Origin of the sequence: Nocardioides insulae DSM 17944 (assembly GCF_000422825.1) — a bacterium.
Classification (GTDB): domain Bacteria; phylum Actinomycetota; class Actinomycetes; order Propionibacteriales; family Nocardioidaceae; genus Nocardioides; species Nocardioides insulae.
This window is the reverse complement of sequence record NZ_AUGU01000017.1, coordinates 62260-86195: the sequence shown is the minus strand read 5'-3', so window position 1 is coordinate 86195 and position 23936 is coordinate 62260. Positions and strand designations below refer to the sequence as shown.

The 23936-nt window shown below is 71.4% G+C and carries 25 protein-coding genes; 16 read left to right on the top strand and 9 right to left on the bottom strand.

Annotated elements, in window-relative coordinates:
- The first annotated feature begins 34 nt into the window (after nucleotides 1–34).
- The 4 genes from G515_RS0109310 (at nucleotide 35) to G515_RS0109295 (ending at nucleotide 2168) form a co-directional block, all read left to right on the top strand.
- Entirely contained in the window at nucleotides 35–370 is a 336-nt protein-coding gene (locus tag G515_RS0109310; protein WP_028659931.1) for a YnfA family protein, read from the top strand.
- Nucleotides 371–460: 90 nt separating this feature from the next.
- The gene (locus G515_RS0109305) at nucleotides 461–1261 is read left to right on the top strand and encodes a thioesterase family protein (protein WP_028659930.1); all 801 of its coding nucleotides are present in this window, start codon (nucleotides 461–463) and stop codon (nucleotides 1259–1261) included.
- Nucleotides 1262–1315: 54 nt separating this feature from the next.
- Nucleotides 1316–1612, top strand: a complete 297-nt coding sequence (locus G515_RS0109300; protein ID WP_028659929.1) for a sulfurtransferase TusA family protein — start codon at nucleotides 1316–1318, stop codon at nucleotides 1610–1612.
- A 19-nt stretch (nucleotides 1613–1631) separates the two neighbouring features.
- Nucleotides 1632–2168 carry a YbaK/EbsC family protein gene (locus tag G515_RS0109295; protein ID WP_028659928.1) on the top strand — a complete coding sequence of 179 codons (537 nt, stop codon included), beginning with the start codon at nucleotides 1632–1634 and terminating at the stop codon, nucleotides 2166–2168.
- Between the two features lie 8 nt (nucleotides 2169–2176).
- On the opposite strand, the gene G515_RS0109290 is transcribed toward G515_RS0109295, so the two are convergent.
- The 4 genes from G515_RS0109290 to G515_RS0109275 all read right to left on the bottom strand — a co-directional run bounded on the left by G515_RS0109290 (nucleotide 2177) and on the right by G515_RS0109275 (nucleotide 5464).
- Complete coding sequence (locus G515_RS0109290) at nucleotides 2177–3001, bottom strand: VOC family protein (RefSeq protein WP_028659927.1); 825 nt, start codon at nucleotides 2999–3001, stop codon at nucleotides 2177–2179.
- A gap of 137 nt (nucleotides 3002–3138) precedes the next feature.
- Entirely contained in the window at nucleotides 3139–3957 is an 819-nt protein-coding gene (locus G515_RS0109285) for an ABC transporter permease (RefSeq protein ID WP_084653377.1), read from the bottom strand.
- Nucleotides 3954–4967 carry an ATP-binding cassette domain-containing protein gene (locus G515_RS0109280; RefSeq protein ID WP_028659925.1) on the bottom strand — a complete coding sequence of 338 codons (1014 nt, stop codon included), beginning with the start codon at nucleotides 4965–4967 and terminating at the stop codon, nucleotides 3954–3956. Before G515_RS0109280 ends, G515_RS0109285 begins: the two co-directional genes overlap by 4 nt.
- 92 nt (nucleotides 4968–5059) lie before the next feature.
- Nucleotides 5060–5464: a VOC family protein gene (locus G515_RS0109275; protein ID WP_028659924.1), complete on the bottom strand. Its 405-nt coding sequence runs from the start codon at nucleotides 5462–5464 to the stop codon at nucleotides 5060–5062.
- 105 nt (nucleotides 5465–5569) lie between these two features.
- Between G515_RS0109275 and G515_RS20495 the strand changes: the two genes are divergently transcribed.
- Nucleotides 5570–5785 (top strand): putative antibiotic biosynthesis monooxygenase, encoded by a 216-nt coding sequence (locus G515_RS20495; RefSeq protein ID WP_051218087.1) that lies wholly within the window; start codon nucleotides 5570–5572, stop codon nucleotides 5783–5785.
- Between the two features lie 3 nt (nucleotides 5786–5788).
- On the opposite strand, the gene G515_RS0109265 is transcribed toward G515_RS20495, so the two are convergent.
- Nucleotides 5789–6721 carry an MBL fold metallo-hydrolase gene (locus G515_RS0109265; RefSeq protein WP_028659923.1) on the bottom strand — a complete coding sequence of 311 codons (933 nt, stop codon included), beginning with the start codon at nucleotides 6719–6721 and terminating at the stop codon, nucleotides 5789–5791.
- A 122-nt stretch (nucleotides 6722–6843) separates the two neighbouring features.
- Between G515_RS0109265 and G515_RS20490 the strand changes: the two genes are divergently transcribed.
- The 3 genes from G515_RS20490 to G515_RS0109250 all read left to right on the top strand — a co-directional run bounded on the left by G515_RS20490 (nucleotide 6844) and on the right by G515_RS0109250 (nucleotide 10887).
- A complete protein-coding gene (locus tag G515_RS20490; protein ID WP_051218085.1) occupies nucleotides 6844–8370 on the top strand; it encodes an FMN-binding glutamate synthase family protein in 1527 nt (508 codons plus the stop codon).
- A gap of 185 nt (nucleotides 8371–8555) precedes the next feature.
- Nucleotides 8556–9638, top strand: coding sequence for an FUSC family protein (locus tag G515_RS0109255; RefSeq protein ID WP_028659922.1), 1083 nt, complete (start codon nucleotides 8556–8558; stop codon nucleotides 9636–9638).
- Nucleotides 9639–9720: 82 nt separating this feature from the next.
- A complete protein-coding gene (locus tag G515_RS0109250; protein ID WP_028659921.1) occupies nucleotides 9721–10887 on the top strand; it encodes an acyl-CoA dehydrogenase family protein in 1167 nt (388 codons plus the stop codon).
- 126 nt (nucleotides 10888–11013) lie between these two features.
- Here the strand turns inward: G515_RS0109250 and G515_RS0109245 are convergent, their stop codons facing one another.
- Both G515_RS0109245 and G515_RS0109240 read right to left on the bottom strand, forming a co-directional pair.
- Nucleotides 11014–11814, bottom strand: coding sequence for a siderophore-interacting protein (locus G515_RS0109245; RefSeq protein WP_051218083.1), 801 nt, complete (start codon nucleotides 11812–11814; stop codon nucleotides 11014–11016).
- Between the two features lie 268 nt (nucleotides 11815–12082).
- Nucleotides 12083–12856 carry a thioesterase family protein gene (locus tag G515_RS0109240; protein ID WP_028659919.1) on the bottom strand — a complete coding sequence of 258 codons (774 nt, stop codon included), beginning with the start codon at nucleotides 12854–12856 and terminating at the stop codon, nucleotides 12083–12085.
- Between the two features lie 120 nt (nucleotides 12857–12976).
- On the opposite strand from G515_RS0109240, the gene G515_RS0109235 reads away from it, so the two are divergent.
- From G515_RS0109235 to G515_RS0109215, 5 genes are all read left to right on the top strand, one after another.
- The gene (locus tag G515_RS0109235; RefSeq protein WP_028659918.1) at nucleotides 12977–13705 is read left to right on the top strand and encodes a M23 family metallopeptidase; all 729 of its coding nucleotides are present in this window, start codon (nucleotides 12977–12979) and stop codon (nucleotides 13703–13705) included.
- Nucleotides 13702–14886: a serine hydrolase domain-containing protein gene (locus G515_RS20485; RefSeq protein WP_245565316.1), complete on the top strand. Its 1185-nt coding sequence runs from the start codon at nucleotides 13702–13704 to the stop codon at nucleotides 14884–14886. Before G515_RS0109235 ends, G515_RS20485 begins: the two co-directional genes overlap by 4 nt.
- A gap of 49 nt (nucleotides 14887–14935) precedes the next feature.
- Nucleotides 14936–15745 (top strand): ABC transporter ATP-binding protein, encoded by an 810-nt coding sequence (locus G515_RS0109225; protein WP_028659917.1) that lies wholly within the window; start codon nucleotides 14936–14938, stop codon nucleotides 15743–15745.
- A 31-nt stretch (nucleotides 15746–15776) separates the two neighbouring features.
- Complete coding sequence (locus G515_RS0109220; protein ID WP_028659916.1) at nucleotides 15777–16832, top strand: iron-siderophore ABC transporter substrate-binding protein; 1056 nt, start codon at nucleotides 15777–15779, stop codon at nucleotides 16830–16832.
- Nucleotides 16833–16927: 95 nt separating this feature from the next.
- Nucleotides 16928–19042, top strand: coding sequence for an iron ABC transporter permease (locus G515_RS0109215; RefSeq protein ID WP_051218082.1), 2115 nt, complete (start codon nucleotides 16928–16930; stop codon nucleotides 19040–19042).
- A 195-nt stretch (nucleotides 19043–19237) separates the two neighbouring features.
- Here the strand turns inward: G515_RS0109215 and G515_RS23310 are convergent, their stop codons facing one another.
- On the bottom strand, nucleotides 19238–19462 hold the full coding sequence (locus tag G515_RS23310; protein ID WP_157571058.1) for a hypothetical protein: 225 nt from the start codon (nucleotides 19460–19462) through the stop codon (nucleotides 19238–19240).
- A gap of 403 nt (nucleotides 19463–19865) precedes the next feature.
- Here G515_RS23310 and G515_RS0109205 point away from each other — a divergent pair, with 403 nt between their 5' ends.
- Nucleotides 19866–20228 carry a VOC family protein gene (locus G515_RS0109205; protein WP_028659913.1) on the top strand — a complete coding sequence of 121 codons (363 nt, stop codon included), beginning with the start codon at nucleotides 19866–19868 and terminating at the stop codon, nucleotides 20226–20228.
- 59 nt (nucleotides 20229–20287) lie between these two features.
- Nucleotides 20288–21109 (top strand): class I SAM-dependent methyltransferase, encoded by an 822-nt coding sequence (locus G515_RS0109200; protein WP_036555159.1) that lies wholly within the window; start codon nucleotides 20288–20290, stop codon nucleotides 21107–21109.
- A gap of 187 nt (nucleotides 21110–21296) precedes the next feature.
- Here the strand turns inward: G515_RS0109200 and G515_RS0109195 are convergent, their stop codons facing one another.
- Nucleotides 21297–22082: an alpha/beta fold hydrolase gene (locus G515_RS0109195; protein ID WP_028659911.1), complete on the bottom strand. Its 786-nt coding sequence runs from the start codon at nucleotides 22080–22082 to the stop codon at nucleotides 21297–21299.
- A gap of 43 nt (nucleotides 22083–22125) precedes the next feature.
- Here G515_RS0109195 and G515_RS0109190 point away from each other — a divergent pair, with 43 nt between their 5' ends.
- A complete protein-coding gene (locus tag G515_RS0109190; RefSeq protein WP_028659910.1) occupies nucleotides 22126–23919 on the top strand; it encodes a GNAT family N-acetyltransferase in 1794 nt (597 codons plus the stop codon).
- Nucleotides 23920–23936: the final 17 nt, after the last annotated feature.

Below are 23936 nucleotides of genomic sequence, written 5' to 3'. Positions count from 1 at the left end.
TGCTTCCCGGACCCGTCGGCCAGAATGATCGACCATGACGATCGCGAAGTCGCTGATCCTGTTCGCCCTGGCCGCGTTCGCCGAGATCGGTGGAGCCTGGCTGGTCTGGCAGGGCGTCCGCGAACACCGCGGCTGGGCGTGGATCGGGGCCGGCGTGATTGCGCTGGGGCTCTACGGCTTCGTCGCGACCCTCCAGCCCGACGCCCATTTCGGCCGGATCCTGGCGGCGTACGGCGGTGTCTTCGTCGCGGGCTCCCTGCTGTGGGGGATGGCGGTGGACGGCTTCCGGCCCGACCGGTACGACGTGATCGGTGCCGTGATCTGCCTGGTCGGCGTCGCCGTGATCATGTACTCCCCACGCTCGGCCTGAGCCCGGGGATCCGGACCCGACGGACCGGACCGGGTGCTGCGTCGGTCACCGCGGCGCTGTGGCATGGTGCTGGCGACAGAGAGGACCACCGTGTCAGGAAACGCCCAGGCCCCGGCCGCCTTCTACCTGCCCGTCGGCGATGACGAGTTCGACTCCACGGTCGCGACCTCCAGCCCCTGGGACGACACCGCCCAGCACGGCGGTCCGCCCTCGGCCCTGCTCGCCCGGGCCGCCGAGCGCTGCCGCCCCGACGACGGGATGCAGCTCAGCCGGATCACCGTGGACATGCTGGGGGCGATTCCGCAGGGCCGGATCCGCACCGAGGCCGAGGTCGTCCGCCCGGGCCGTCGGATCGAACTGATCCACGCCCGGCTCTTCGCAGACGACCGCCTGGCCGCCACCGCGTTGGTCTGGCGGATCCGGAGCGCGGAGGGTTCCACCGCCGACCTCGCCGATGTGGCCACGCCGCCCGCGCTTCCGCCCGAGCAGCCGCAACGGTCCACGCCCGGTCTCGGGCGGTCCTGGGGGTACGCGAACGCCGTCGAGTGGCGCTTCGTCACCGGGGGTGCCGACGTCCTGGGTGCGACGTCGGCCTGGGGGCGGCCTCGCATCCCGCTCGTCGCGGGGGAGACCACCTCACCGGTGGAGCGGATGTTGGTCCTGGCCGACTCGGTCAACGGACTCTCGATCCGACTGCCGGTCGACGAGTGGCTCTCGATCCCACCGACCCTCACCGTGACCATCCTGCGACCGCCGGCCGGGGAGTGGCTGTTCCTCGACACCCGCACCCTCCTCGGACCGGCCGGTACCGGACTGGCCCGCGGCCATCTGTTCGACGCGGTCGGGCCGGTCGCGGACGTCGCCCAGCCGCTCCTCGTCGACCGGCGCTGAGGCACTGTCATGATGGACTCCCCGTCACCGGCCGGACCCCCGAAGGCACCCGCAATGATTCCCAGCGCGCAGCCGCGCCCCGACGGCAGCTACCTGATCGACGGCGGCGACCTCGGCTGCGCGCGCCTGTTGATCCTGCTGCGCGATGAGGCCGCCCGACTGCCCGACGGCGCCGTCGTCCACCTGCAGACCACCGACCCGGTCGCCCCGATCGACCTGCCCGCCTGGTGCCGGATGACCGGGCACACCTATCTCGGGCCGATGCCCGACGAGGGGGTGCCGCGGTACGGCGTACGCATCTCCGCCGCCGCCGCCCCCACCCGGCCCGACGCACCGTGGCACCGAGCCTGAGCTTGGGCATCATGGGGGCATGCCGATCGAGACCCTGACCCCCGTGCCCGCGCTGGACCGCCCCGACCTGGTGGCCGCACCGGTGCGCGCCGCCCTGGCGCAGTGGCAGCATGGCGCAGAGGTGTCGGTGGTCGAGATCGACCCCGACCTCGCCGACACGGCGGCGCTGGTGGCGGCCTACGACGGTCTGCACATGGAGGACTCCGTCAACTGCGTGCTCATCGGCGGCAAGCGGGCCGGCGAGGAGCGGATCGCCGCCTGCCTGGTGCGCGCCGACACCCGCGCCGACGTCAACCGCACCGTCAAGGGGTTGCTGGAGGTGCGGAAGTGCTCGTTCCTGCCCATGGGCCGGGCGGTCGAGGAGTCAGGGATGGAATACGGCGGCATCACCCCGGTTGGCCTCCCTGCCGGCTGGAGGCTGTTGCTGGACGACAGGGTGCCGGAGGTGGGGACGGCGGTGGTCGGCTCCGGCCTGCGTCGGTCGAAGCTCCTCCTACCGGGCCGCCTGCTCGCCGAACTGCCCGGTGCCGAGGTGGTCGAGGGTCTGGCCGGCTGACCGGGCCGTCACCCCAGGAACTGGCTCGCGGTGAAGACCGCGCCCTGGGGATCGCGGACCAGCGCAGTGCGGGCCCACTCGGTGTCGGTGCCGCCCAGGACGGTGCCGCCCAAGCGCTCGACCGCGGCGGCGCTCTCGTCCCGATCGGCCACGGCGAACGTCACGTGCCAGTGCGGCCGTTCATCGGGACCGACGCCGGCCAGCCAGGCCACGGCGTCGGCGAAGCCCGGTGGTGCCTCCATGTCCGACTGGCGCTGATGGATGCCGGGATCGATCGTGGCCGCCAGGTGGTTGCCGTAACCCGGCAGCTGGATCATCGCCGCGAACCCCACATCGCTCACCACCCAGCCGAAGAGATCGAGGTAGAAGGCGATCGCCCGCTCCGGATCCTCGGCGTGCAGGTCGCTGAAGTTCCACGAGCCCGGCTCGTTGGTGGCCTGGACGCCCGGACGCCGGTTGGCCTCCCAAAGCCGGAACCGCACCCCGTCGGGGTCCTCGCAGACCACCAGGCGACCGCCCTCGCCGGCTGCCGCTGGCTTGAGGACGACGCGTCCGCCCGCCTCGGTCACCCGACCCGCGGCTCGTTCGGCGTCATCGACGGCGACGTAGGTGTTCCACACCGGCGCCGCCTCGCCGGATCCCGGGCTGAACCCGGCGACGTCGCGCCCGTCGAGTTGGGCGACGACGTACGACGGCGGCTGTCCAGGTGGCCCCATCTCCTGGAAGGTCCATCCGAACAGCCGGCCGTAGAAGTCCAATGCGGCCGGCAGGTCGGCGGGCTCGAGGTCGACCCACGACGGGACGCCTTCGGGGTAGGTGCGCACGGTGGTCATGGTCCGACGTTACGGCGAGTCCAGGTCAGATACGGTCCGCGATCGCACGGCACGCCGCCGGTCGGCTGACAGCGTCGAGACGTGAGTGTCGGCGCGGACCATGGCCCGCGCCGGCACTCACAACTCCTCCGGTCAGGTCAGGCGTTCTCCTTCTTGAACACGTGGGTGCCCCACCACACCGCCAGCACGAAGATCACCGCCGACCAGGCGACACCGGGTGCCAGGGCGCCGAAGCTGAGGTCGCCCTCGAAGGCCGAGCGGACGGCGTCCACGATGTGCTTGGTCGGGATGACGTCGGCCAGCGACTGCAGCCACTGCGGACCGAAGTCCATCGGGAGGAAGATGCCGCTGAGCAGCAGGATCGGCATCAGCAGCATGTTCATCACCGGGGCCATCATGTCCTCGCTCTTCACCTGGAGGGCGAAGGCGTTGGAGGCCGCGGCGCAGGCGCCGCCGATCACCACGGTGATCGCGATCCCGACGGGGATGCCGATCGGCTCGAAACGCATGCCCGTCACCATCCCCAGCGCGACCAGGATCAGGGCCTGCACGAAGATCTGGAGGACGTCGCGGTAGAGCCGGCCGAAGAGCAGGGCCGTCCGGTTGGCGGGGGTGACCCGCTCCGCCTCGATGACCCCCTCGCGCCACTCGCCGATCAGGGAGAAGCCGGCGAACATCGCGCCGAAGATGCCCAGCTGCACCAGCATGCCGGGCACGAACCAGTTGAACTGGTTGCCGCCCAACTGCTCGATCAGCGGCTCCAGGAGCGGGCTGAACAGCAGCAGGTAGAGCACCGGCTGCATGATGCCGACGATCACCCAGATCGGGTTGCGCAGATTCATCCGGATCTGCCGGTTGAACACGATCCAGGACTCGCGGAAGAAGGTGCTCAACCGGCTCCCCTGCGCACCCCTCGAGGCGATGCGCGGCGGGGCCGAGGAGTCGAGGGCGTTCATCGGTGGGCTCCTTCGTGGTCGAGTTCGACGGCGGCGGGGTCCTCGGTGGCGGCCTCGGCATCGCGCAGCGAGCGACCGGTCAGCTCCAGGAAGACGTCGTCCAGGGTCGGCCGGGCCACCTCGATGGACTCCAGAGAGACGCCGCTCGACTCCAGATCCCGCAGCAGGCCCGGCACCGCCGTACCCGCTCGGGTGACCCGGCCACGGACCATCAGGCCCTCGACCTCGACCTGCCCGCTGATGGAGGCGAGCTTGTCGCGGGCGATCGCGGCCTGCTCAGCGCCGGCCACCTCGAGGCTGACCAGGTCGCCGGCGACCGCGGCCTTGAGGTTGTCGGCGGTATCACTGGCCACGATGTCGCCCTTGTCGATGATGATGATCCGGTCGGCCAGAGCGTCCGCCTCGTCGAGGTAGTGCGTGGTCAGGAAGACGGTGCTGCCCTGCTTCTGGCGCAGGTCACCGATGTGCTGCCACAGATTGATCCGGGCCTGCGGGTCCAGGCCGGTGGTCGGCTCGTCGAGGAACACCAGCCCGGGGCTGTGGATCAGTGCCATCGCGATGTCGAGGCGACGCTTCTGCCCCCCGGACATGTTCTTCGGCATCCGGCGCCACATCCCGCCGAGGTCCAGCCGCTCGAAGAGCTCCTGTCCCTTCGCGACCGCATCCTTCTTGGACATCCCGTAGAGCATCCCGTGGTCGGCCACCTCGTCACCGGCGTAGGCCCCGGAGAAGGTGGAGCCGACCTGGGAGCAGTAGCCGATGCTGCGGCGCACCTTCTCCGGCTGGGTGGCCACGTCGTACCCGGCCACGGTGGCGGTGCCGGCGGTGGGCTTGAGCAGGGTGGTCAGCATCCGCAGGGTGGTGGTCTTGCCCGCCCCGTTCGGACCGAGGAAGCCGACGACCTCGCCCTCCTCGACGTCGAGGTCGACCCCGTTGACGGCGTGGACCTCCTTCTTCTCCTTGCCCTTCCCGGTCTGGAAGGTCTGCACGAGTCCTCGTGCGTGAATCATGTGGTCCCCTGACGGTGGTCCGGTCGACAATCGGTCACCCCGTAGCGTGGCGTGCCTCCGGTGGGGTGCTCAACCGGATTCCGCACCGGACCTCAGGCCAGCGGCTGGACGCCGTCGCCGCCCGCACCCGCGGACCACTCGGGGAGCTGCTGGAGTGCCCAGCCGTTGCCGTCGGGGTCGGAGAAGTAGACGAACCGGCCCCACGGCTGGTCATCGACGTCACTCACCTCGACCCCGCGATCCAGCAGCTCGGCCCGACAGCTGTCGGCGTCCGCGATCACCATCTGCAGGTTGTCCAGCGACCCCGGCGTCATCTGGGTCAGGCCGCGGCCGAACGCGATCGAGCATGCCGACCCGGGTGGGGTCATCTGCACGAACCTGACCTCCTCGCTCACGGTGTGGTCGTGGTCGAGCACGAACCCCGCCCGCTCGTAGAACTCCTTGGCCCGGTCGACATCGGTCACCGGCACCCCCACCAGCTCCAGCTTCATCTCCATGCTCCGACGCTAGGCCACCAACCGGACAGATGGTGTCCGCTGACGCTGTTTTCGGGGGTGCGGGCCTCGGCTCGTACCCTCTTCCTGAAAGTGAGTGAATGCCTGATGCCTGTGGTTCCCCTGCCCGCCCGGATCGTCGTGACCTGGCTGGCGATCTTCCCCCTCGCGGCGTTGGTCCAGACGCTGCTGCACCCCCTCACCGCCGACTGGCCACCGCTGCTGGCCACCGCGGCGACCCTGACCCTCGTGGTGCCCAACGCGCTGATCTGGGCGGTGCCGCTGCTGACCAAGCTCTACCTGCGGGCGTTCGCCCGGGCGTGAGGATCAGACGTGGGTGTGCATCGGCCCGCCGAGCCACGCGGTGGCGTCGGTGAAGGCCGCGATCACGTCCAGGTCCGTGCCGTGGTGGTCGGCGTAGGCCCGGTGCAGGTTGAGCACCAGGCGCTCGGAGTCCGCCCATCCGGCGAACTCGCCCAGGTCGGCGGTGCGCGCGGCCTCCAGCGGTGAGAGGCCAGCGGCCAGCCCGCGCTCGGCAGTGGCCGCGACGAACCCGTAGTAGCGCCGATGCTCCGCCAGCACCCCGCCCAGCCCGGTGGCCTCCACCACCGGACCGTGGCCGGGGACCACGACGGCCGGGTCGAAGGCCGCGATCCAGTCGAGGGCCCGCATCGCCCCGGTCACCGACCCCATGAACACCAGCGGGGTGAGACCCGAGAAGAGCAGGTCGCCGGTGAAGAGCACGCGCCGGTCGGGCAGCCAGGCCACCAGGTCGCCGGGCGTGTGAGCCGGGCCACCCGGATGCAGCAGGTGTACGTCGAGCTCACCGAGGTGGACGACGACGGCGCCCTCCACCGCGAGATCCGGCAGTCGGCGTACGACCGGACCCCAGTCGGGCACCGGATCCCAGAACGGCGGGCACCCGTCGATGACCGGGTCCTCGCTCAGCCCCGCGCGCATCAGGGTGTGCCCGATGATCGTCGTGGACGCCGGCAACAGGCTGTTGCCGTAGGTGTGGTCGCCGTGCTGATGGGTGTTGAGGGCCCAACGGATCGGCGTACCGCCGGCGGCGTCCGCGGCCGCGGCCAGGAAGAGCTCGGTACGTCGGGCGGTCGCGCAGGTGTCGACCACCAGGGCGGCGTCCCGGCCCCTGACCAGGCCGGCGTTGTTGACCCACCAGGATCCGTCGGGCTGCACCCAGGCGTGGACGCCGGGGACGAGTTCGTGGAGGCGGCCGTCGGCCGTGGTGCGCGCGCTCATGGGGCAACCCTGGCCGAGGGAGGCCTGCCCCACAACCCGTACCTCCTCGGTGCCGGGTGGCATGCCGAGCACGTCTGTAGCGTGGCGAGGTCTGCCGTGCCCTCGTCCAGAGGAAGGACCCCATGATCTCACCGACCCCCTCCCGGATCCTGGCTTCGCTCGGTGCGGCCTCGGCGGCCGTGGCGGCCTACGACCTGCTCCAACGTCGGCACTCGGTGCTGCGCAACTATCCGGCGGTCGGCCACCTCCGCTATCTGCTGGAGGGGATCAGACCGGAGATCCAGCAGTACTTCGTCGAGCGGGACTGGGACGGTCGCCCCTACGACCGGGCCACCCGCTCGATCATCTACGAGCGCGCCAAGGGCATCCACGGTGAGCAGGCATTCGGGACCGAGCGTGACGTCGAGCAGGTCGGCTACGAGTGGTTGGTCCACTCGGCGCTCCCGGTGACGGCGCCCGAGCAGCCGCCCAGGGTGATGGTGGGCGGTCCCGACTGTCGACGGCCGTACTCGATGTCGCTGCTCAACATCTCCGCGATGAGTTTCGGTGCCCTGTCCGGCAACGCCATCCGGGCGCTCAACCTCGGGGCGCAGCAGGGCGGGTTCGCGCACGACACCGGAGAGGGCGGCATCTCGCCGTACCACCAGGAGCATGGCGGCGACCTCATCTGGGAGCTCGGCACCGGATACTTCGGAGCCCGCACCTCTGCGGGAGACTTCGATCCCGACGAGTTCGCGGACAAGGCGGGGCAGGACCAGGTCAAGGCCGTCTCACTGAAGCTCAGCCAGGGGGCGAAGCCGGGGATCGGGGGCGTGCTGCCCGCGGCGAAGGTCACCGAGGAGATCGCCCGGATCCGCGATGTGCCGGTCGGGGAGAAGTGCGTCAGCCCCCCGGCCCATCGAGCCTTCGGTACGCCGGTCGAGCTGGTCGGGTTCCTCGCCCGGATGCGCGATCTCGCCGGCGGGAAGCCGGTCGGGCTCAAGTTGTGCGTCGGCTCGCGGGTCGAGGTGTTGGCCTTGTGCAAGGCGATGCTCGCGGTCGGGACGGGCCCCGACTTCATCGTCGTCGACGGGTCCGAGGGCGGCACCGGTGCCGCTCCGCTGGAGTACGAGGACCACGTGGGGATGCCGCTGACCGAGGGCCTGATGACGGTGCACAACGCGTTGGTGGGAGCGGGTCTGCGTGATCGGATCCGGGTGGGCGCCAGCGGCAAGGTGGCGGCCGGCAACGACATCGTCAAGCGTCTGATCCAGGGAGCCGACTACACCAACGCCGCCCGGGCGATGATGATGGCCACCGGCTGCATCCAGTCGCAGCGCTGCCACACCGGACGATGCCCGGTCGGCGTGGCAACGCAGTCACCACGTCGGGCGCGCGCCCTCGACGTGCCCGACAAGAGCGAGCGCGTACGCCGCTACCAGCACTCGACGGTGGAGGAGGCGGTCCGCATCATGGCCTCGATGGGGGTGCGGGATCCGGCCGAACTCACCCCCCATCACCTGCGTCGCAACGTCACCGGCATGCGGAGCCGCTCCTATGCCGACCTGCATGAGTGGCTGGCTCCCGGGGAACTGGTGGACCAGGCTCCACCCGGGTGGGCCGAGGACTGGCGGGCGGCGAGTCCGGACACGTTCCGGCCGTCCTCCTAGATGGCGGTAGGGAGAGAGGTACGGCGGATGAGCGCAGGCGCGGAGAGTCGGGCGGTGCGGGTGGAACGGAACGGCGACGTACCCGAGGGTGTCGACCCGCCGGTCCGTCCGTTGTCGAGCTCGGTCACAGCCGTCCTCCGGGACGACCGCTGAAGTCCCTGCACGGCTCCCTCCGACCGACCGCGATGACCGGGTCGGCACGGGCCTGGCTGGGCCGGTACGAGGTCCAGACCGACCTGGCCCAGGTGGTCAAGACGGTGCTCGCCACCATGATCGCGTGGCTGCTCGCCGTGCGGGTCTTCGACCTGGAACAGGGGTTCCTGGCTCCTTGGGCCGCCCTGCTGACCATCCACGCGACCGTCTACCGCACCTTCTGGCGCGGAGCGCAGGCGATCGTGGCCACGGTGCTCGGCATCGTGCTCTCCTACCTGGCCGTCCTGGTGCTCGGATACGGCGCGGCGAGCCTGGGCGTCGCCGTGCTGCTCGGCCTGTTGATCGCGCGGACACCGCTGATCCGCGAGGAGGGGATCGCGGTGGCCACCACCGCGCTGTTCGTGATCACCTCCGGCTACGGGAGCCAGGAGCAGCTCCTGCTCGATCGGTTCCTCGACACGCTCATCGGCGTCGCGGTCGGGATCGTGGTCAACGTCGTCATCGTCCCCCCGCTCGACGACCGGATCGCGGAGAAGGCACTGGACGCCGTCACGACCGACATCGGCCGACTCCTGGAGCGGATGGCCGAGGAGCTTCGCGAGGGCCTCGGTGAGGAGCGGGCGCAGGGGTGGGTCGAGGAGACCCGTCGAATCGACGCCCACCTGGACCAGGCGCAGGACCACCTGAGCTTCACCCAGGAGAGTCAGTGGGCCAACCTGCGGGGTCGCAGATCCCGGCGTACCGCCGACGTCGGGCTGGAGACCGGGTTGCTCCTCCGCCTGGAGGAGGGGGTGGCGCAGGCCCGGAACCTGGCGCGGGTGGTCGACGACTCGGTGGTGGGGGAACGCACCTGGGATCCCGGGTTCCGCGAGCGGTGGATCGATCTCCTGGCCCGCACCGGGCGAAGGGTGGAGGATCCCGATCTCGAGGTGGAGCACTTGCGGCACGAACTGGACGAGCTCACCAGGGAACTCTCGCGCGACGATCTGCCGCAGCTGCACTGGCCGGTCTACGGTGCGCTGATCACCTCGCTGTACAACATCGTGGTCATCGTCGATGACGTCGCCTCGCACCGCGACGGGCTCCGGCCGCGCCCGTCGTCCTCGGAGCGCTGAGGGGGCGTCAGCTCCTCCGGGATGGGCGCCGGGGTGCGACCTGGGTCACAGCTCGGTCGGTGGTCGACCGTAGGGTCCGGCCATGGACTTCGAGTTGACTCAGGACCAGCAGGATCTACGGACGGCCGTGCGTGACCTGGCGCGGAGCTTCGGCGACGACTACTGGGCGCAGCGCGACGAGCGGGGCGAGTTCCCCTGGGACTTCTACAACGCCTTCGCCGACGCGGGCTGGCTCGGCATCGCCATTCCCGAGGAGTACGGCGGCGGCGGGCTCGGCATCACCGAGGCCTCGCTGCTGGTGGAGGAGATCGCCGCGTCCGGGGCCGGGATGAACGGCTGCTCGACGATGCATCTGACCATCTTCGGGCTCAACACCATCGTCAAGCACGGAAGCCCCGAACTGCGCCGCGAGATCCTTCCCCGCGCGGCCGACGGAAGCCTGCATGTCTGCTTCGGGGTGACGGAACCCGACGCCGGCACCGACACCACCCGGATCTCGACGACCGCGCGACGAGAGGGCACCGACTACCTGATCAACGGCCGCAAGGTCTGGATCACCAAGGCGGGCGACTCGGAGAAGATCGTGCTGATCACCCGCAGCACCCCCCGCGACGAGGTCGCCAAGCCGACCGACGGGATGTCCCTGTTCCTGGTCGACCTGGACACGCCAGGCATCGAGCTCAGCCCGATCCCGAAGCTCGGTCGCAACGCGGTGGCCTCCTACGAGATCGTCTTCGACGACGTCCGGGTGCCCGCGACGGCCCGGATCGGGGAGGAGGGCAAGGGCTTCCGCTATCTGCTCGACGGTCTCAACCCCGAGCGGATCCTGCTGGCGCACGAGGCCCTCGGCATCGGCCGCGCGGCACTGGAGAAGGCGACGGCGTACGCCGGCGAACGGGTCGTCTTCGATCGCCCGATCGGGCAGAACCAGGGCGTCGCCTTCCCCCTCGCCGAATCCCTGATGCGGCTAGACGCCGCCGAACTGGTCGCCCGCCAGGCCGCGTGGCGCTACGACCAGGGCCTCCCCTGCGGACGCGAGGCCAACAGCGCGAAGTTTCTGTGCGCCGACGCCGGCTTCACCGCCGCCGACCAGGCGATCCAGACCCACGGCGGGATGGGGTATGCGAAGGAGTACCACGTCGAGCGCTACTTCCGGGAGGCGCGCATCCTGCGCCTCGCCCCCGTGAGCCAGGAGATGGTGCTCAACTACATCTCCCAGCACGTCCTCGGCCTGCCCAAGTCGTACTGATGCCCGGAGCGGACGCTGCACCGCGCGGCGTCGTTCTCGATGACGTTCCCGGTTGGGCGGTGCGCGGAGTCGGCAGCGCCGATGGCGGATTCAGCAGACCGAGGAGTCGCTTCGGCCGCGGCGGGCTCAGCTGGGCGAGGCCTTGCCGCGGCGCCAGTAGCCGGAGAAGGTGACATGCGTCTTGGGGAGCCCGCGCTCCTGGACCAGGTGGCGGCGTACGCCGGCGGCGAGGGCCTGCTCGCCGACGACGAAGGCGTACGGCGCGCCGTCCGGGAAGTCGAGCTCGTGCACGGCCCGGAGCGCGAGGGTGCCGGGATCCTCGTGTGCCTGGCGGGTCAGCCAGTGCACGTTCACCCCGGCGGGGGCCTGACAGTCCTGGCGGTCGGCGTCGTCGAAGAGTTCGATGAAGGCGTGGCCGGTGGTCTCGCGCGGCAGGTCGCGCAGGATCCCGGCGATCGCGGGAAGGCCGCTCTCGTCGGCGACCAGCAGTTGCCAGGGGGCGGGCACAGGGGCCCAGCCGCAGCCCTGGTCGATCATCGCGACCTCGGCGCCCGGGCCGACCTCGCGGGCCCAGGGCCCGGCGAACCCCTCGTCGCCGTGGCACACGAAGTCGATGTCGACCTCGGGGAGGTCCGGTCGCACCTCGCGGATGGTGTAGTTGCGGATCACCGGCCGGGTCGCCTTCGGCAGGGTGAGGAAGCGGACGTAGCCCTTGACCCCGAAGCTGTCGGCCAGGTTGTCGAATCGAGTCTCGGACGACTTGGGCAGCGCGAGCCGCACCCACTGGTCGAAGCCGCGTGCGGTGAGCCGCTTCAGATCCGGTCCGCCGAGGGTCACCCTGCGCATGTGTGGTGTGACCTGCTCGCTGTGTACGACCCGTGCCCGGATCAGACCGGAATCGGCGTGGGTCACCTTGATGTTGCTCATCCGCACCCCCAAAGAATCAGATGAGCCTAACCTAACCCAGGCCCGCGGTGGGTGTGCCGGAGCGGCCCCAGCAGCGGCCACGACAGTGGCCCGGACAGGGTTCAGCCCAGCCGCCTCCGTGCAGAGTCGCGGATGGCGGCCGAGGGGCCCGCGCGCAGGTCTCACCCGCCCCGAGCGTCACGCCACCCAGGGGAAAGGTGCGCTACCCGGCCGAAATTTCGGCCAGGTAGTCCCACTTTCCCCGGTGAACCGGGGATCCGTACGGGGCTCAGACAGGCCGCACCGTGAGGCTCTGCGCGAGCGTGCCGAAGGGGCCCTCGGTGTCGTGGAGGATGCTCGCGGTGAGGCCCAGGCCACCCGCGCCGAACGAGACGGAGGTGTCGAAGCCGACCCACTCGCCGACGGGAGCGCGGAACAGGTGGGCGGTGAGGTCGAGGTTGGGGAAGGCCACCTTGCGCGGGTCCTCCCGGACGGTCATCCCGTTGGCGATGTCGAAGAGTCGGGCGGCGTACGCCGTGGGCCCGACCGGCTCGTCGAGCAGGTCCACGTCGCTGCGTACCCAGAACCTCGCCCGGCCGGGGCGTTCCTGCGCACGGCGTACCTCCGCCGAGGCGATGAACCCGCCGGGCCAGACCTCGTCCGCCGGCCAGGCCGGAAGTTCCTCGGGCCCCGGGATCGGGGCGTGCACGGTGCCGGCCACCTGAGCCGTCTCCCCGGACCGCATCAGCCAGGCGCGCAGCAGTACGGCGGGCCGCCCGGAGTGGCTCAGGGTGGCCTCGACCAGTTCGATGGAGCGGCCGGGACGGCGCACCTCCACCCGTACGTCGACCTCCTCGAGCGGGAGCGTGCCGAGGATGTCGTAGGAGAGCCTCGCCAGCACCAGACCGTCGTCACGGCGTCGGTCGCGGTCGGCCTCGACGAGATGGGCCATCAGGCCCAGCGCCGGGGCGATGTGTTGTTCGGCGGTGTTCCAGGCGCCCCCGACGTGCGGGGTGGGCATATAGGTGGACGCACCGGTGCGGACGAAGTAGGTCGTGCTCATCGGGACGAGTCTGCATCAGGGCCGCGATGGTCTCCCCAGAGGACGGGGCGGATCAGGTAAGGGAGCTCGGGCGGCCCGCTCAGCGGCTCATCCTGGCACCGACTCGTCTACCCTCGGAGGATGGCGTCGCGATCCGCCCCCCGGGGTGCGCCGCCCGAGCCGGTGCCGCTGGCACTGCCGTTCACCGGCCGGTGGCGCGCGCAGAACAGCCCGGCCCGCCGAGTGCCCAGTCACGGATCCGACCTGTTCGGGGAGACCTACGCGATCGACCTGATCGGGGTGGACGAGCGCGGCCGCACCGCGCGCCGCGTGGACTGGCGTACGGCGTTGGCCACGGAGCCGCCGGAGCGGTTCTGGTCCTACGGTCGGCCGGTGCTGGCTCCTGCGGCCGGTGTGGTGGTGGCCGCTCACGGCGGCGAGCCCGACCACGCCGCCCGGCGTACGCCGGTGACCCTGGTCCCGTACGCCGTCGGCCAGGCGGCGCGTGCCCGGCGGGGGGTCTCAGGAGTGGCGGGCAACCACCTGGTCATCCGGCTAGCAGAGGACACCTACCTGGCGCTGGTGCATCTGCAGCGCGGATCCCTCCGGGTGGCTCGCGGCGACCCGGTGATCACGGGTGAGTTGCTCGCGGCCTGCGGCAACTCCGGCAACTCCACCCAGCCCCACCTCCACCTCCAGGTGATGGACAGCGCCGACCTGGCCGTCGCCCGCGGCCTCCCGATCGCCTTCGCCGACTTCGTCGAGCATCCGCGCTCGGGCACGCCCCTGACCCACCGGCTCGGCCTCCCGCAGGAGCACTCGATCCTCGAGCCGCTCGAGCCCGTCGACGAGCAGGAGACGGAGCGGTGAGGGAGCTGTGCGAGATCCTCGAGCGGGCGTGCAGCGAGACCCACCTGCCCGGGGCGGTCGCACTGGTCGCGGGACCGGAGGGGGAGGAGGTCGCCGAGGTCGGGTGCCGCTCGGTCGGCGGTGCGCCGATGACCCGCGACACGATCGTCCGGATCGCCTCGATCACCAAGCCGTTGGTCGCGGCCGCGACGATGGTGCTCCGAGACCGCGGCCGGCTCCGCTTCGAGGACGAGATTCGACGCTGGGTGCCCGAACTCGCCACGCCCAGCGTGCTGCGGACGCCGTCGTCTCCCCTCGATGACGTCGTGCCCCTGCGCCGCCCGATCACCGTGCGTGACCTGCTCACCTTCCAGGGCGGGTACGGCATGCCGGAGGACTTCGAGGCGCCGATCATGGCGGCCCTCGGGGACGGGCTCGGCCAAGCGGCACCATCGCCGAGGTCGTGGCCGGCCCCCGATGAGTGGGCGCGGCGCCTGGGCGAGCTGCCGCTGGTACATCAGCCGGGCGAGGGGTGGACCTACAACACCGGTGCGGACGTGCTGGGGCTGTTGCTCGCACGGGCCGAGCAGCGCCCGCTCGGCGACGTGCTCGAGGAAACTCTGCTCGGGCCGCTCGGCATGCACGACACCGGCTTCTGGAACTCCACCACCGAGCGGCTGGCGACGTACTACCGGCGCGGAGAACGGCCGGACGAGCTCGTGGTGGTCGATCCGGCGGAGGGCGAGTGGTCCGCTCCACCACCCTTCGAATCGGGAGCGGGCGGGCTGCTCTCGACCCTCGACGACTGGGCGGCGTTCGGCCGGATGCTGCTGGCCGGTGGCAACACGCCGGATGCGGCCACCGGCACCCGCGCCGGCACCCGGGTGTTGTCGGAGGAGGCCGTGCGGTTGATGACCACCGCACACGTCGACGGCGGTCCGGAGCATGTGTTCCTCGACGGCCAGGGCTGGGGCTTCGGTGGTTCGGTCGACCTGCGCAGGGTGGAGCCCTGGAACGTCCTCGGGCGCTACGGCTGGGCCGGCGGCACCGGCACGGCGGCGTACGTCATCCCGTCGCTGGGAAGAGTGGTCGTCTTCCTCAGCCAGGTGGAGTTGCGCGGCCCGCAGGACTTCGAGGCCGCCGGACGGGTGCTCGCCTATGCCGCCGATGCCTCGTGGCCCCGCGGCGGAAAGGGCCTGTGAGGTGGACGACAGCGACGAGAGCAGGAAGTTAGGTTAGGCTCACCGTTTTGTGACGGTCAGCAGCGCGCTCGCGGGTCAGGACCTCGTCCTCGGATACCAGCGCACCACGGTGGTGCACGGGGTCTCGGTGACGTTGACCTCGGGCGCGGTCACCACCCTCATCGGGCCCAACGGCAGCGGCAAGTCGACTGTGCTGCGCTCCCTGGCGCGGCTGCACCGGGTCGAATCGGGCAGCGTCGAGGTCGACGACGCGGATGCGTCGCTGCTGAGCTCCCGCCAGTTCGCACGCAAGGTCACGCTGCTCTCGCAGTCCAGGCCGCACCCGTCCGGACTCGAGGTGCGCGACGTGGTCGCCTTCGGTCGGCACCCGCACCGGCGCCGGTTCGCGCCGCTGGCCGGTTCGGATCGTGCTGCGATCGATACGGCGATGGCGGTCACCGGCATCACCGACATGGCCGGCCGAGCCGTCGACGAGCTCTCCGGCGGGGAGCTCCAACGGGTGTGGCTGGCCACCTGCCTCGCCCAGGACACGGGCGTGGTGCTGCTGGACGAGCCGACCAACCACCTCGACCTGCGCTACCAGGTCGAGACCCTCGACCTGGTCCGCGACCTCGCCGATGAGCACGGCACCGCCGTCGGCGTCGTTCTGCACGACCTCGACCACGCCGCCGCGGTGGCCGACCAGGTCGTCCTGCTCGATCACGGCCGGGTGGTGGTGACCGGTGGACCACGCGAGGTCCTCACCGCCGAGCACCTCTCCGATGTCTACGGCCTGCCGATCCACACCACGGTCGATCCCGAGACCGGACGGGTGCGCGTCGAGCCCCTCGGCCGACACCATCCGCGCCGTACCAGCTAGCCCCCACCACGCAACCCCCGAGAAGGACACGATGAAGACCCGTCGCCTCGCCCTCACCCTGGGTGCACTCCTCGCCACGCCCCTGCTGTTGACCGCCTGCGGCACGACGTCCTCGGACTCCGACTCGGGCGGCGAGGACACCGCGGCCGCCGAGCCCGTCTCCGCGGACTGCGCCGAGGACACCACCGAGACCAGCACCGATCCCGTCAGCCTCACCGACGCCTACGGTCGCAAGGTCGAGCTCGACCAGCCCGCCCAGAGCGTGGCCGTCCTCGAATGGCAGCAGACCGAGGACCTGCTCTCGCTGTGCGTCACGCCGGTCGCGGTGGCCGACACTGAGGGCTTCGGTGTGTGGGACACCGCCGAGGAACTGCCCTCCGAGGGCGTGACCGACGTCGGCACCCGCGGCGAGCCGAACCTGGAGAAGCTGTTCGGCACGAACCCGGACCTGGTGATCGTCGAGGCCTACACGGCCGAGGACGAGATCATCAAGCAGCTGGAGAAGTACGACGTGCCGGTGCTGGCGACCAAGGGCGCGGACGCCAAGGACCCGGTCGGCCAGATGAAGGACACCTTCAACCTGATCGCGGAGGCGACCGGCCGGCAGGATCAGGCCGAGGCGGTGCTCGCCGAGTTCGACCAGACCCTCGCCGACGGCAAGGAGGCGCTCGCCGACACCGAACTGCCCACCACCGACTTCATCTTCTACGACGGCTGGGTGCAGGGCGGCAACGTCTCGATCCGTCCCTTCGGCCAGGGCTCCCTGATCGGTGAGCTCGGCGAGGAGCTGGGCATGACCAACGCCTGGACCGGCGAGGTCGACCCGGCCTACGGACTGGGTCAGACCGACATCGAAGGCATGACCGAACTCGGCGACGCGACCTTCTTCCACACCGGCACCACCGACCCCGCCGGGGACATCAACGCCGAGCTGGAGAAGAACGCCGCCTGGCAGAAGATCCCTGCCGTCGCCGAGGGGCGCGACTACGCCTTCCCCGCCGGGATCTGGACCTTCGGCGGGCCGCGGTCCTCCGAGCAGGTCGTCGACGCCTACGTCGACCTGCTCACCGGCGACGCCGCCCAGTGATCCCGGCCCAGTGATCCCGGCCCAGTGATCCGGCAGTGACCCCGGCAGCGTTCCCGTCCCAGCAGTGATGATCCAGAAGCGATGACCGAGCAACCGTGAAGACCGAGCAGCAAGCCCCCGGCCGCACCGCGGCACCCCCAACCGTGGAGACCGAACTCGCACCGATCGGCACCAAGGGTGTGATCGGCGGCGCGGGGGCGCTGCTGCTGCTCACCGTCGCGGTGGTGCTGGTCGCGGGCTGGCATCTCACCCAGGGCACCTCCTCGGTCGGGTTCGGCGACCTCGTCCAACTGGCCCTGGGGCAGGGCAGCGACCATGCCGGCGAAGTTCTGGTCGGCTCGCGCATCCCGCGCCTGGCCGCCGGCATCGCGGTGGGCTTCGCGCTCGGTGTGGCTGGGGCGCTGTTCCAGTCTCTGTCCCGCAACGCCCTGGCCTCACCCGACACGCTCGCGGTCACCGGCGGCGCCTATCTCGCGGTGACGGTGGTAGCGGCGTTCGGTTTCTCGGTGCCGATCTGGGCCTCGGGCATCACGGCGTTCGTCGGCGGGCTGCTGGCCGCGGTCGTGGTGCTGGGCCTTGCCGGAGGCGCCGGTACGACGACCACCCGGCTCGTCCTGGCCGGCACCGCGATGGCGCTCGCCCTGCAGGCGGCCACCTCTGCGCTGCTGCTGCTCTTCGAGGAGGAGACGACCAGCCTGTTCGCCTGGGGCAGCGGCTCGTTGAGCCAGCTCGGTCTGGGCGGGTTCTGGATGGCGCTGCCGGTGGTGATCCTGGCGACCGGGGCTGCCCTGCTGCTCGGCCGCCGCCTGGATCTGCTCGGGCTCGGCGACGACAGCGCCGGTGTCCTCGGGGTCCCGGTCCGCTCGACCCGGGCTTTCGGCACGCTGCTGGCCGTCTTCCTCACCGCGGCCGCGGTGACCCTGGCGGGGCCGATCGGTTTCGTCGGCCTGTTCGCACCGGTCGTCGTACGCCTGTGCGGCCGGTTCGTCCCCGCCGTACACCGGCACCACGTCCTGCTCCCCGCCGCGGGACTGTTCGGTGCGCTCTCCGTGGTGCTGGCGGACGCGCTACTGCGCGCCGCGATGGGTGCCGACGCCGCCATCTCGATCCCCACCGGGGTCACCACGACCCTGGCCGGCGCCGTGGTGATGATCGTCCTGGCCCGGCGCGGCCGCGACTCCGGGCCGGCCAAGCAGCCGCGTGCGGCGCGGATCGGTGCGCGCAGCCGGCTCAGGTTCGCGGTCGTCCTGGTGATCGTGACCGTGCTCGCGGGGTCCGCCGTGGTCGTCGGCCTGTTGGGCGGCGACACCTGGCTCCGCACCGGCGACATCGCGTTGTGGCTGAGCGGCGACGCACCGGCGTTCGTGCAGTTCGCCCTCGACGAGCGTGCCCCCCGGGTGGGTGCGGCGGTGATCGCCGGCGCGGCCCTGGCCCTCTCCGGCGCGCTGGTCCAGGCGACGTGTCGCAATCCCCTGGCCGAGCCCGGCATCCTCGGCATCACCGGCGGCGCCGGGGTCGGCGCGGTCCTGGTGGTCACCAGCGGTGCGACCGCCGCCGCCTCCAACACCACGATCCTCATCGCTGCCGTGATCGGCGCGCTGGTCGCCTTCGCGCTGGTCTACGGCCTGTCCTGGCGGCACGGCCTGAACGCCGACCGGCTCCTGCTGATCGGCATCGGGACCTGGTACGGCTCGATGGCACTCACCACGTTCATCCTGGTCCGCTCCAACCCCTGGGACACCCCGCGGATCTACACCTGGCTCTCCGGCACGACCTACGGACGCAGCTGGGAGCAGGTGCTGCCGGTCGCGGTCGTGCTGGTGCTGGCGGTCCCGGTGGCCCTCCTCGTCCGCCGCGAGCTCGACCTGCTCGCCCTCGACGAGGACACCCCGCGGTTGGTCGGGGTCGGGCTCGAGCGGGTCCGGCTGATGGTGCTCGTGGTAGCGGCCCTGCTGGCAGCCACCAGCGTCGCCGCCGTCGGCACGGTCGCCTTCGTCGGCCTGGTGGCCCCTCACATGGCCAGGGCCCTGGTCGGCGGTCGGCACATCCGCGTGGTGCCGGTGGCGATCCTGATCGGCGCCGTCCTCCTGGGCGTCGCGGATCTGGTGGGTCGCACCGTGATCGCGCCGGCCCAGCTGCCGGCCGGACTCTGCGTCGCCCTCATCGGCGCGCCGTACTTCGTCTACCTGCTGGCCCGCTCGCGCGCCTGACGTCGGGGACCACAGCCAGCGTGCGAACGGCCCTACGCGAGCGGGCCGTACGAACCGTGGCGTGCGTCCCGGAGACCTCGCCGACGTGGGGCCCGCCACGTGAAGGCCTGCTCCGGGGGGCCCGACCCGACCCCCGGCTCGGGTCGGACTCCGCGTTCGGGTGTGGCTCAGTCGCGGTGACTCAGCCGCGGCGGCTCACATGCACTTGGTGATCGCCTTGGTGAGCTCCGGGTCGTTCATCGCCGAGGAGACCGCGTTCGGATCGGTCATCGCCTCGAGGTCGATGTTGTCCATGAAGGCACTGGCCATGCAGGTGGACTGGTCCTTGGAGAGGCCGGCGTCCTGATACATCGTGGCGAGGTAGGACTCGAAGCCTTCCGGGTCATCCATCGGGTCGGGGATGTCGCCCGCGCTCGGCATGCTCGGCTCCTCAGCAGGAGTCTCGGCGGCCTCATCGGTAGCGTCGCTCGTCGCCTCCTCCGTAGCCTCCGTCGAGGCCTCGGCCGAGCTCGCGGAGTCCGAGTCATCCCCCTCGCCACCGCACGCGCTGACGCTGAGAAGGAGGAGGGGCAGGGCGGCCGCTGCAGCGGTACGACGTAGCGTGAGGTTCATGGGTCAAGTTGAACCGATAAGCCCCGCTATCGGGTAGCTGACGGGGGCTCTGCCGGAAATTCGCGGATTCGTCGGCTCTGGCCGGTTGGTTGCGGGGCACGCCCGCCCGGGAAGTCGTTGCTGGGCGATCGCTGCCCATCGACCCGGAGACACGACCTCGCGCTAGCTCAGCGGACACATCCTGTCCGTCACGGCACCTAACCTGACGACCATGGCTATCGCACGCTCACCCGAAACGGTGCTCGACTGTCCCGACGCCGCAGCCCTGGCGGGGTTCTACGGCGCCCTCCTCGACTGGCCGGTCTCCGTCGACGACGACGGCAGTTGGGCCGATGCCGGCCCCGAGGGAGGGCCGCGGCTCTGCTTCCAGCGGGTCGAGGACTATCGCCCGCCGCAGTGGCCCGGCCAGGAGGCGCCGCAGCAGTTCCATCTCGACGTCGAGGTCGACGATCTCGACGTCGCGGAGAAGGCGGTGCTCGCGCTCGGCGCGACCAAGACCGAGCACCAGCCCGGCACCACGTTCCGGGTCTTCCTCGACCCCGCCGGTCATCCGTTCTGTCTGTGCCAGGCGTAGCGAGACCGCCATCCGGACGACCTCGACGAGTCCTCGCCCGGTAAGAGTAGTCTCAAATCATGAGCAAAAACGTCTCATCAGACGGACGGTATACGCACGGTCACCCGGCCAGCACGCTCGCTTCGCACGCCACCCGCTCGGCGGCGTCCTCGGCCGCCTACCTGCTCCCGCTGCTGCGCCGCGGGATGCGGCTGCTTGACGTGGGCTGCGGTCCCGGCACGATCACCCTCGACCTGGCCGAGGCGGTCGCGCCCGGCCAGGTAGTGGGCATCGAACCGGTCGAGACCCCGCTCAGCGCCTCCCGGGCAGCCGCCTCCGAGCGGGGCGACGCGATCACGCAATTCGAGGTCGCCGATGTCATGGACCTGCCCTACGACGACGATTCGTTCGACGTGGTCCACGCCCACCAGGTGCTCCAGCACCTCACCGACCCCGTCGGCGCGCTGCGCGAGATGCGCCGCGTCTGCCGGCCCGGTGGCTGGATCGCGGCTCGCGACGCCGACTACGCCGCGATGTCCTGGCACCCCGACGTGCCCGAACTCTCGGAGTGGCGAGCGCTCTATCGTGCGGTCGCGAGGGCCAACGGAGCCGAGCCCGACGCGGCCCGCCGGCTGCGCTCCTGGGCGCTGGCGGCCGAACTGCCCGAGCCCAGGGTCTCCGGCTCCCTGTGGGTCTACTCCGACGAGGCGACCTGCCGCTGGTGGGGCGAGAGCCAGGCCGATCGGTACGCCGGCGAGGTGTTCGCGGCCCAGGCCGCCGAGCAGGGGGCGAGCGCCGACGACCTGGCCCGGATCGCCCAGGGCTGGCGGCGCTGGGGCAGCACGCCCGACGCGACCTTCCTGATGCCGCACGGCGAACTGCTGGTCCAGCTCCCCGGCTGAGTCTGGACCCGCCGATCCTGCGCCTGCTGAGCGCCGCCATCCGGCCGCGTTGCTGCACCTCGATGGGCCTCCGGCACCCCGCCTTGCCGGCCAACCCGTCCGGCGACGCTCGCGACGGCGACGATCGGTGGAACCAGGCTGAGCCATCGACCCGCGTTCGAGGGGGCGACGATCGGCGGGACCGGGCTCAACCGACCGGGTGCACGGCGACGTCCTCGCACAGCATCTGCGGCCAACGCGCCACGTCGGCCGGCGTCGCCGCCACCTCCAGCCTGGCCCGTGGCATCACGGCCACCAACGCCTCCGCGGTGGAGACCGGATGGGCGGCGTCCTCGGTCCACGCGAGCACCGTCACCGGTACGTCGACCCCGGCCACGTCCTCGGGAGCGGGCAGGTCGGTCAGCGCCGCACCGCGCAGCAGTGCCGGCAGCAGCCGCTCGGTGACGTCGGGCACCGTCTCGGGCGCCCCCAGGGTTGCCGGCGGGCGGGGCACCAGCCGACCCGCCTCGACGAACGCCGCCATCCCGACGGACTCCACGACCGCGGCGGCGCGCTCGTAGTCGGCGGCCTTGGCCGCCCGTGTCTCCCACGCGGTCGGCGGCACCAGCAGGGTCAGCCCGCAGAACCGGTCGGGGTCGCGGACCGCCGCGTGCAGCAGGGTGCCGGTGCCCATCGAGGGGCCGACCCCGTGCACCCGCTCGCCGGGGAAGAAGTGATCGAGCAGGCGGAGCAGGTCCTCGGCGAGCACCGGCCACCGGTAGTCCTCTGGGACCTCCCTGCCGGTGGAGCGACCGTGCCCGCGGGCGTCGTACCGGAGGAGGCGGGTGCCGCTGAGACCGCGGCCGAGGTCGAGGTCGAGCAGGCGGTCGCGGTAGCGACTGGAGGTGAGGCCGTGGAGTTGGACGACGGGACAACCGCCCTCGTCACTCAGCTCCACGTCGAGCTCGGCCCCGGGAACGGAGAAGGTGGGCACGTCGGCTCCTGGGGTCAACGATGAGAGGCCCTAGGGTAGCCGCATGCGGCTGACCAATGTCGTGCATCTGCGACTTCCGTTCGGCCGACTGTTCGGCTACGACGTGTCGACCGGAGCCCTCGGCAGCGAACTCCCGGTCTCCTTCGACCAGGCGCGGCACGTGGGTGCCGGTGACCGGCCGGGGTCGTGGATGGCGCTCTCCTTCCGGCTCTCCGACCCGGTCGAGCTCGACGACCTGGCCGCCGCCTGGTTGGCCGTGGTGGGGCGGCACGGCACGCTGCGCTCGGTCTTCTCCCGGGCCACCGATGGCGAGGTCCAGCTGCACGAGGTCGAGGTCGCGCCGGGTGACTGGGTGGAGCACCCGATCGCGCCCGGGCAGGCGGTCAACGAGGCGCTGCGCGACGTACTGGATGCCTCCTGCCGGCCCTACGCCGCACCGGACCGGCGTCCCTCGCACCGGCTCTGTGTCCTCCAGACCGCGGATGGTCCGACGGTGGTGGTCGCCGCCGATCACGCCCACGTGGACATGTGGTCGATGCTGGTGGTGGCGCGCGACCTGCTCACCGCCCTCGCGCACGTGCGAGCCGGGCGGGAGCCCGACCTCCCGCCGGTGCCCGCCTTCGCCGCGCACACCAGGTCGTTGGCCCAGCGGCCCCAGGCGCCGCCGGAGGTGCGCCGCCGCTGGGCGGAGGTGCTGACCGCCTCCGGCGAGGTGATGCCGCGGTTCCCGCTGCCGCTCGGCGCGGTCGAGGCGCCGCAGCGCGAACGCGTCGAGGTCCGTGACGTGCTCGACGTCGACGACAGCGCAGCCTTCGCCGCGGAGGCCCGTGAGCAGGGGGTCTCCACGCTGGCCCTGGTGGTCGCCGCGATGACCGGGGTGACCCGCGACCTGGCCGGTGTCGCGTTGCGTGCGGTCTTCCCGGTGCACAGCCGCTACGACGCGACCTGGCACGACTCGGTCGGCTGGTTCATCACCAATGCGGTGCTCGAGTCCGCAGACCCGGATCCGCGGGCCAGCGCCGCCGCGGTCAAGGAGGCGGTCCGGCTCGGTTCCTGGCCGTTGGAAGACGTGCTCGCGCCCTGGGGCGGGATGCCGGAGGCACCCGGGATGTTCGCCATCTCCTGGCTGGACCTGCGCCGGCTGCCGGTGCGTGTGGACGCCACCGGGCTGGAGGCGCAGTACGTCGGCGCCGCCGTCCTCACCGATGGCGTGATGCTCTGGTTCGTGCTCGACGAGTCGGGGTTGCACCTGCGCTGTCGGTATCCGGACACCTCCGAGGCCCGTCGCCACGTCGGTGGCTGGTTGGACGCCCTGGTGGCCCGGCTGCGTGCCGAGGCCCGGGCATCGATCGGTGGCCGGCTGAGCCTGGGGATGTCCGACGGAGAGCAGGTCTACCGGGTGCAGCGGGCCCGTCGCACCGACGTCGCGGCGCTGGTCGACCTGCTCGGGGACGACGAGCTCGGCCGCACCCGCGAGGGCGCGGAGCTGGTGCACTACGAGGCAGCCTTCGACGCGGTCGCGCGCGACGACGCGCACTACCTGGCGGTGGTCCGCGACCAGGCTGATCGGATCGTCGGCACCATGCAGCTGACCATCATCCCGGGCCTGTCCCGGGGAGGGACCACCCGGCTCCAGATCGAGGGGGTCCGGGTCGCGACCGGCGAACGCGGCCGCGGCCTGGGCACCGCCATGATCGAGTGGGCGCACGACCACGGCCGCGCCCGCGGAGCCACCCTCGCCCAGCTCACCACCGACAACGCGAGGGAGCGCGCTCACGCGTTCTATGCGCGGCTCGGCTACGGCAACTCCCACGTCGGCCTCAAGCGCCTCCTGTGAAGGCCGAGGTCGCCATC

What these genes read in the sequence shown, in the direction of transcription:
- G515_RS0109310 (WP_028659931.1), top strand. Translation starts at nt 35, where the DNA reads ATGACGATCGCGAAGTCGCTGATCCTGTTCGCCCTGGCCGCGTTCGCC.
- G515_RS20495 (WP_051218087.1), top strand. Translation starts at nt 5,570, where the DNA reads ATGCCTGTGGTTCCCCTGCCCGCCCGGATCGTCGTGACCTGGCTGGCG.
- G515_RS0109240 (WP_028659919.1), bottom strand. Translation starts at nt 12,856, where the DNA reads ATGAGCACGACCTACTTCGTCCGCACCGGTGCGTCCACCTATATGCCC.
- G515_RS20490 (WP_051218085.1), top strand. Translation starts at nt 6,844, where the DNA reads ATGATCTCACCGACCCCCTCCCGGATCCTGGCTTCGCTCGGTGCGGCC.
- G515_RS0109235 (WP_028659918.1), top strand. Translation starts at nt 12,977, where the DNA reads ATGGCGTCGCGATCCGCCCCCCGGGGTGCGCCGCCCGAGCCGGTGCCG.
- G515_RS0109275 (WP_028659924.1), bottom strand. Translation starts at nt 5,464, where the DNA reads ATGGAGATGAAGCTGGAGCTGGTGGGGGTGCCGGTGACCGATGTCGAC.
- G515_RS0109265 (WP_028659923.1), bottom strand. Translation starts at nt 6,721, where the DNA reads ATGAGCGCGCGCACCACGGCCGACGGCCGCCTCCACGAACTCGTCCCC.
- G515_RS0109220 (WP_028659916.1), top strand. Translation starts at nt 15,777, where the DNA reads ATGAAGACCCGTCGCCTCGCCCTCACCCTGGGTGCACTCCTCGCCACG.
- G515_RS0109290 (WP_028659927.1), bottom strand. Translation starts at nt 3,001, where the DNA reads ATGACCACCGTGCGCACCTACCCCGAAGGCGTCCCGTCGTGGGTCGAC.
- G515_RS0109285 (WP_084653377.1), bottom strand. Translation starts at nt 3,957, where the DNA reads ATGAACGCCCTCGACTCCTCGGCCCCGCCGCGCATCGCCTCGAGGGGT.
- G515_RS0109250 (WP_028659921.1), top strand. Translation starts at nt 9,721, where the DNA reads ATGGACTTCGAGTTGACTCAGGACCAGCAGGATCTACGGACGGCCGTG.
- G515_RS0109300 (WP_028659929.1), top strand. Translation starts at nt 1,316, where the DNA reads ATGATTCCCAGCGCGCAGCCGCGCCCCGACGGCAGCTACCTGATCGAC.
- G515_RS23310 (WP_157571058.1), bottom strand. Translation starts at nt 19,462, where the DNA reads ATGCCGAGCGCGGGCGACATCCCCGACCCGATGGATGACCCGGAAGGC.
- G515_RS0109205 (WP_028659913.1), top strand. Translation starts at nt 19,866, where the DNA reads ATGGCTATCGCACGCTCACCCGAAACGGTGCTCGACTGTCCCGACGCC.
- G515_RS0109255 (WP_028659922.1), top strand. Translation starts at nt 8,556, where the DNA reads ATGACCGGGTCGGCACGGGCCTGGCTGGGCCGGTACGAGGTCCAGACC.
- G515_RS0109200 (WP_036555159.1), top strand. Translation starts at nt 20,288, where the DNA reads ATGAGCAAAAACGTCTCATCAGACGGACGGTATACGCACGGTCACCCG.
- G515_RS0109295 (WP_028659928.1), top strand. Translation starts at nt 1,632, where the DNA reads ATGCCGATCGAGACCCTGACCCCCGTGCCCGCGCTGGACCGCCCCGAC.
- G515_RS0109245 (WP_051218083.1), bottom strand. Translation starts at nt 11,814, where the DNA reads ATGAGCAACATCAAGGTGACCCACGCCGATTCCGGTCTGATCCGGGCA.
- G515_RS0109190 (WP_028659910.1), top strand. Translation starts at nt 22,126, where the DNA reads ATGCGGCTGACCAATGTCGTGCATCTGCGACTTCCGTTCGGCCGACTG.
- G515_RS0109280 (WP_028659925.1), bottom strand. Translation starts at nt 4,967, where the DNA reads ATGATTCACGCACGAGGACTCGTGCAGACCTTCCAGACCGGGAAGGGC.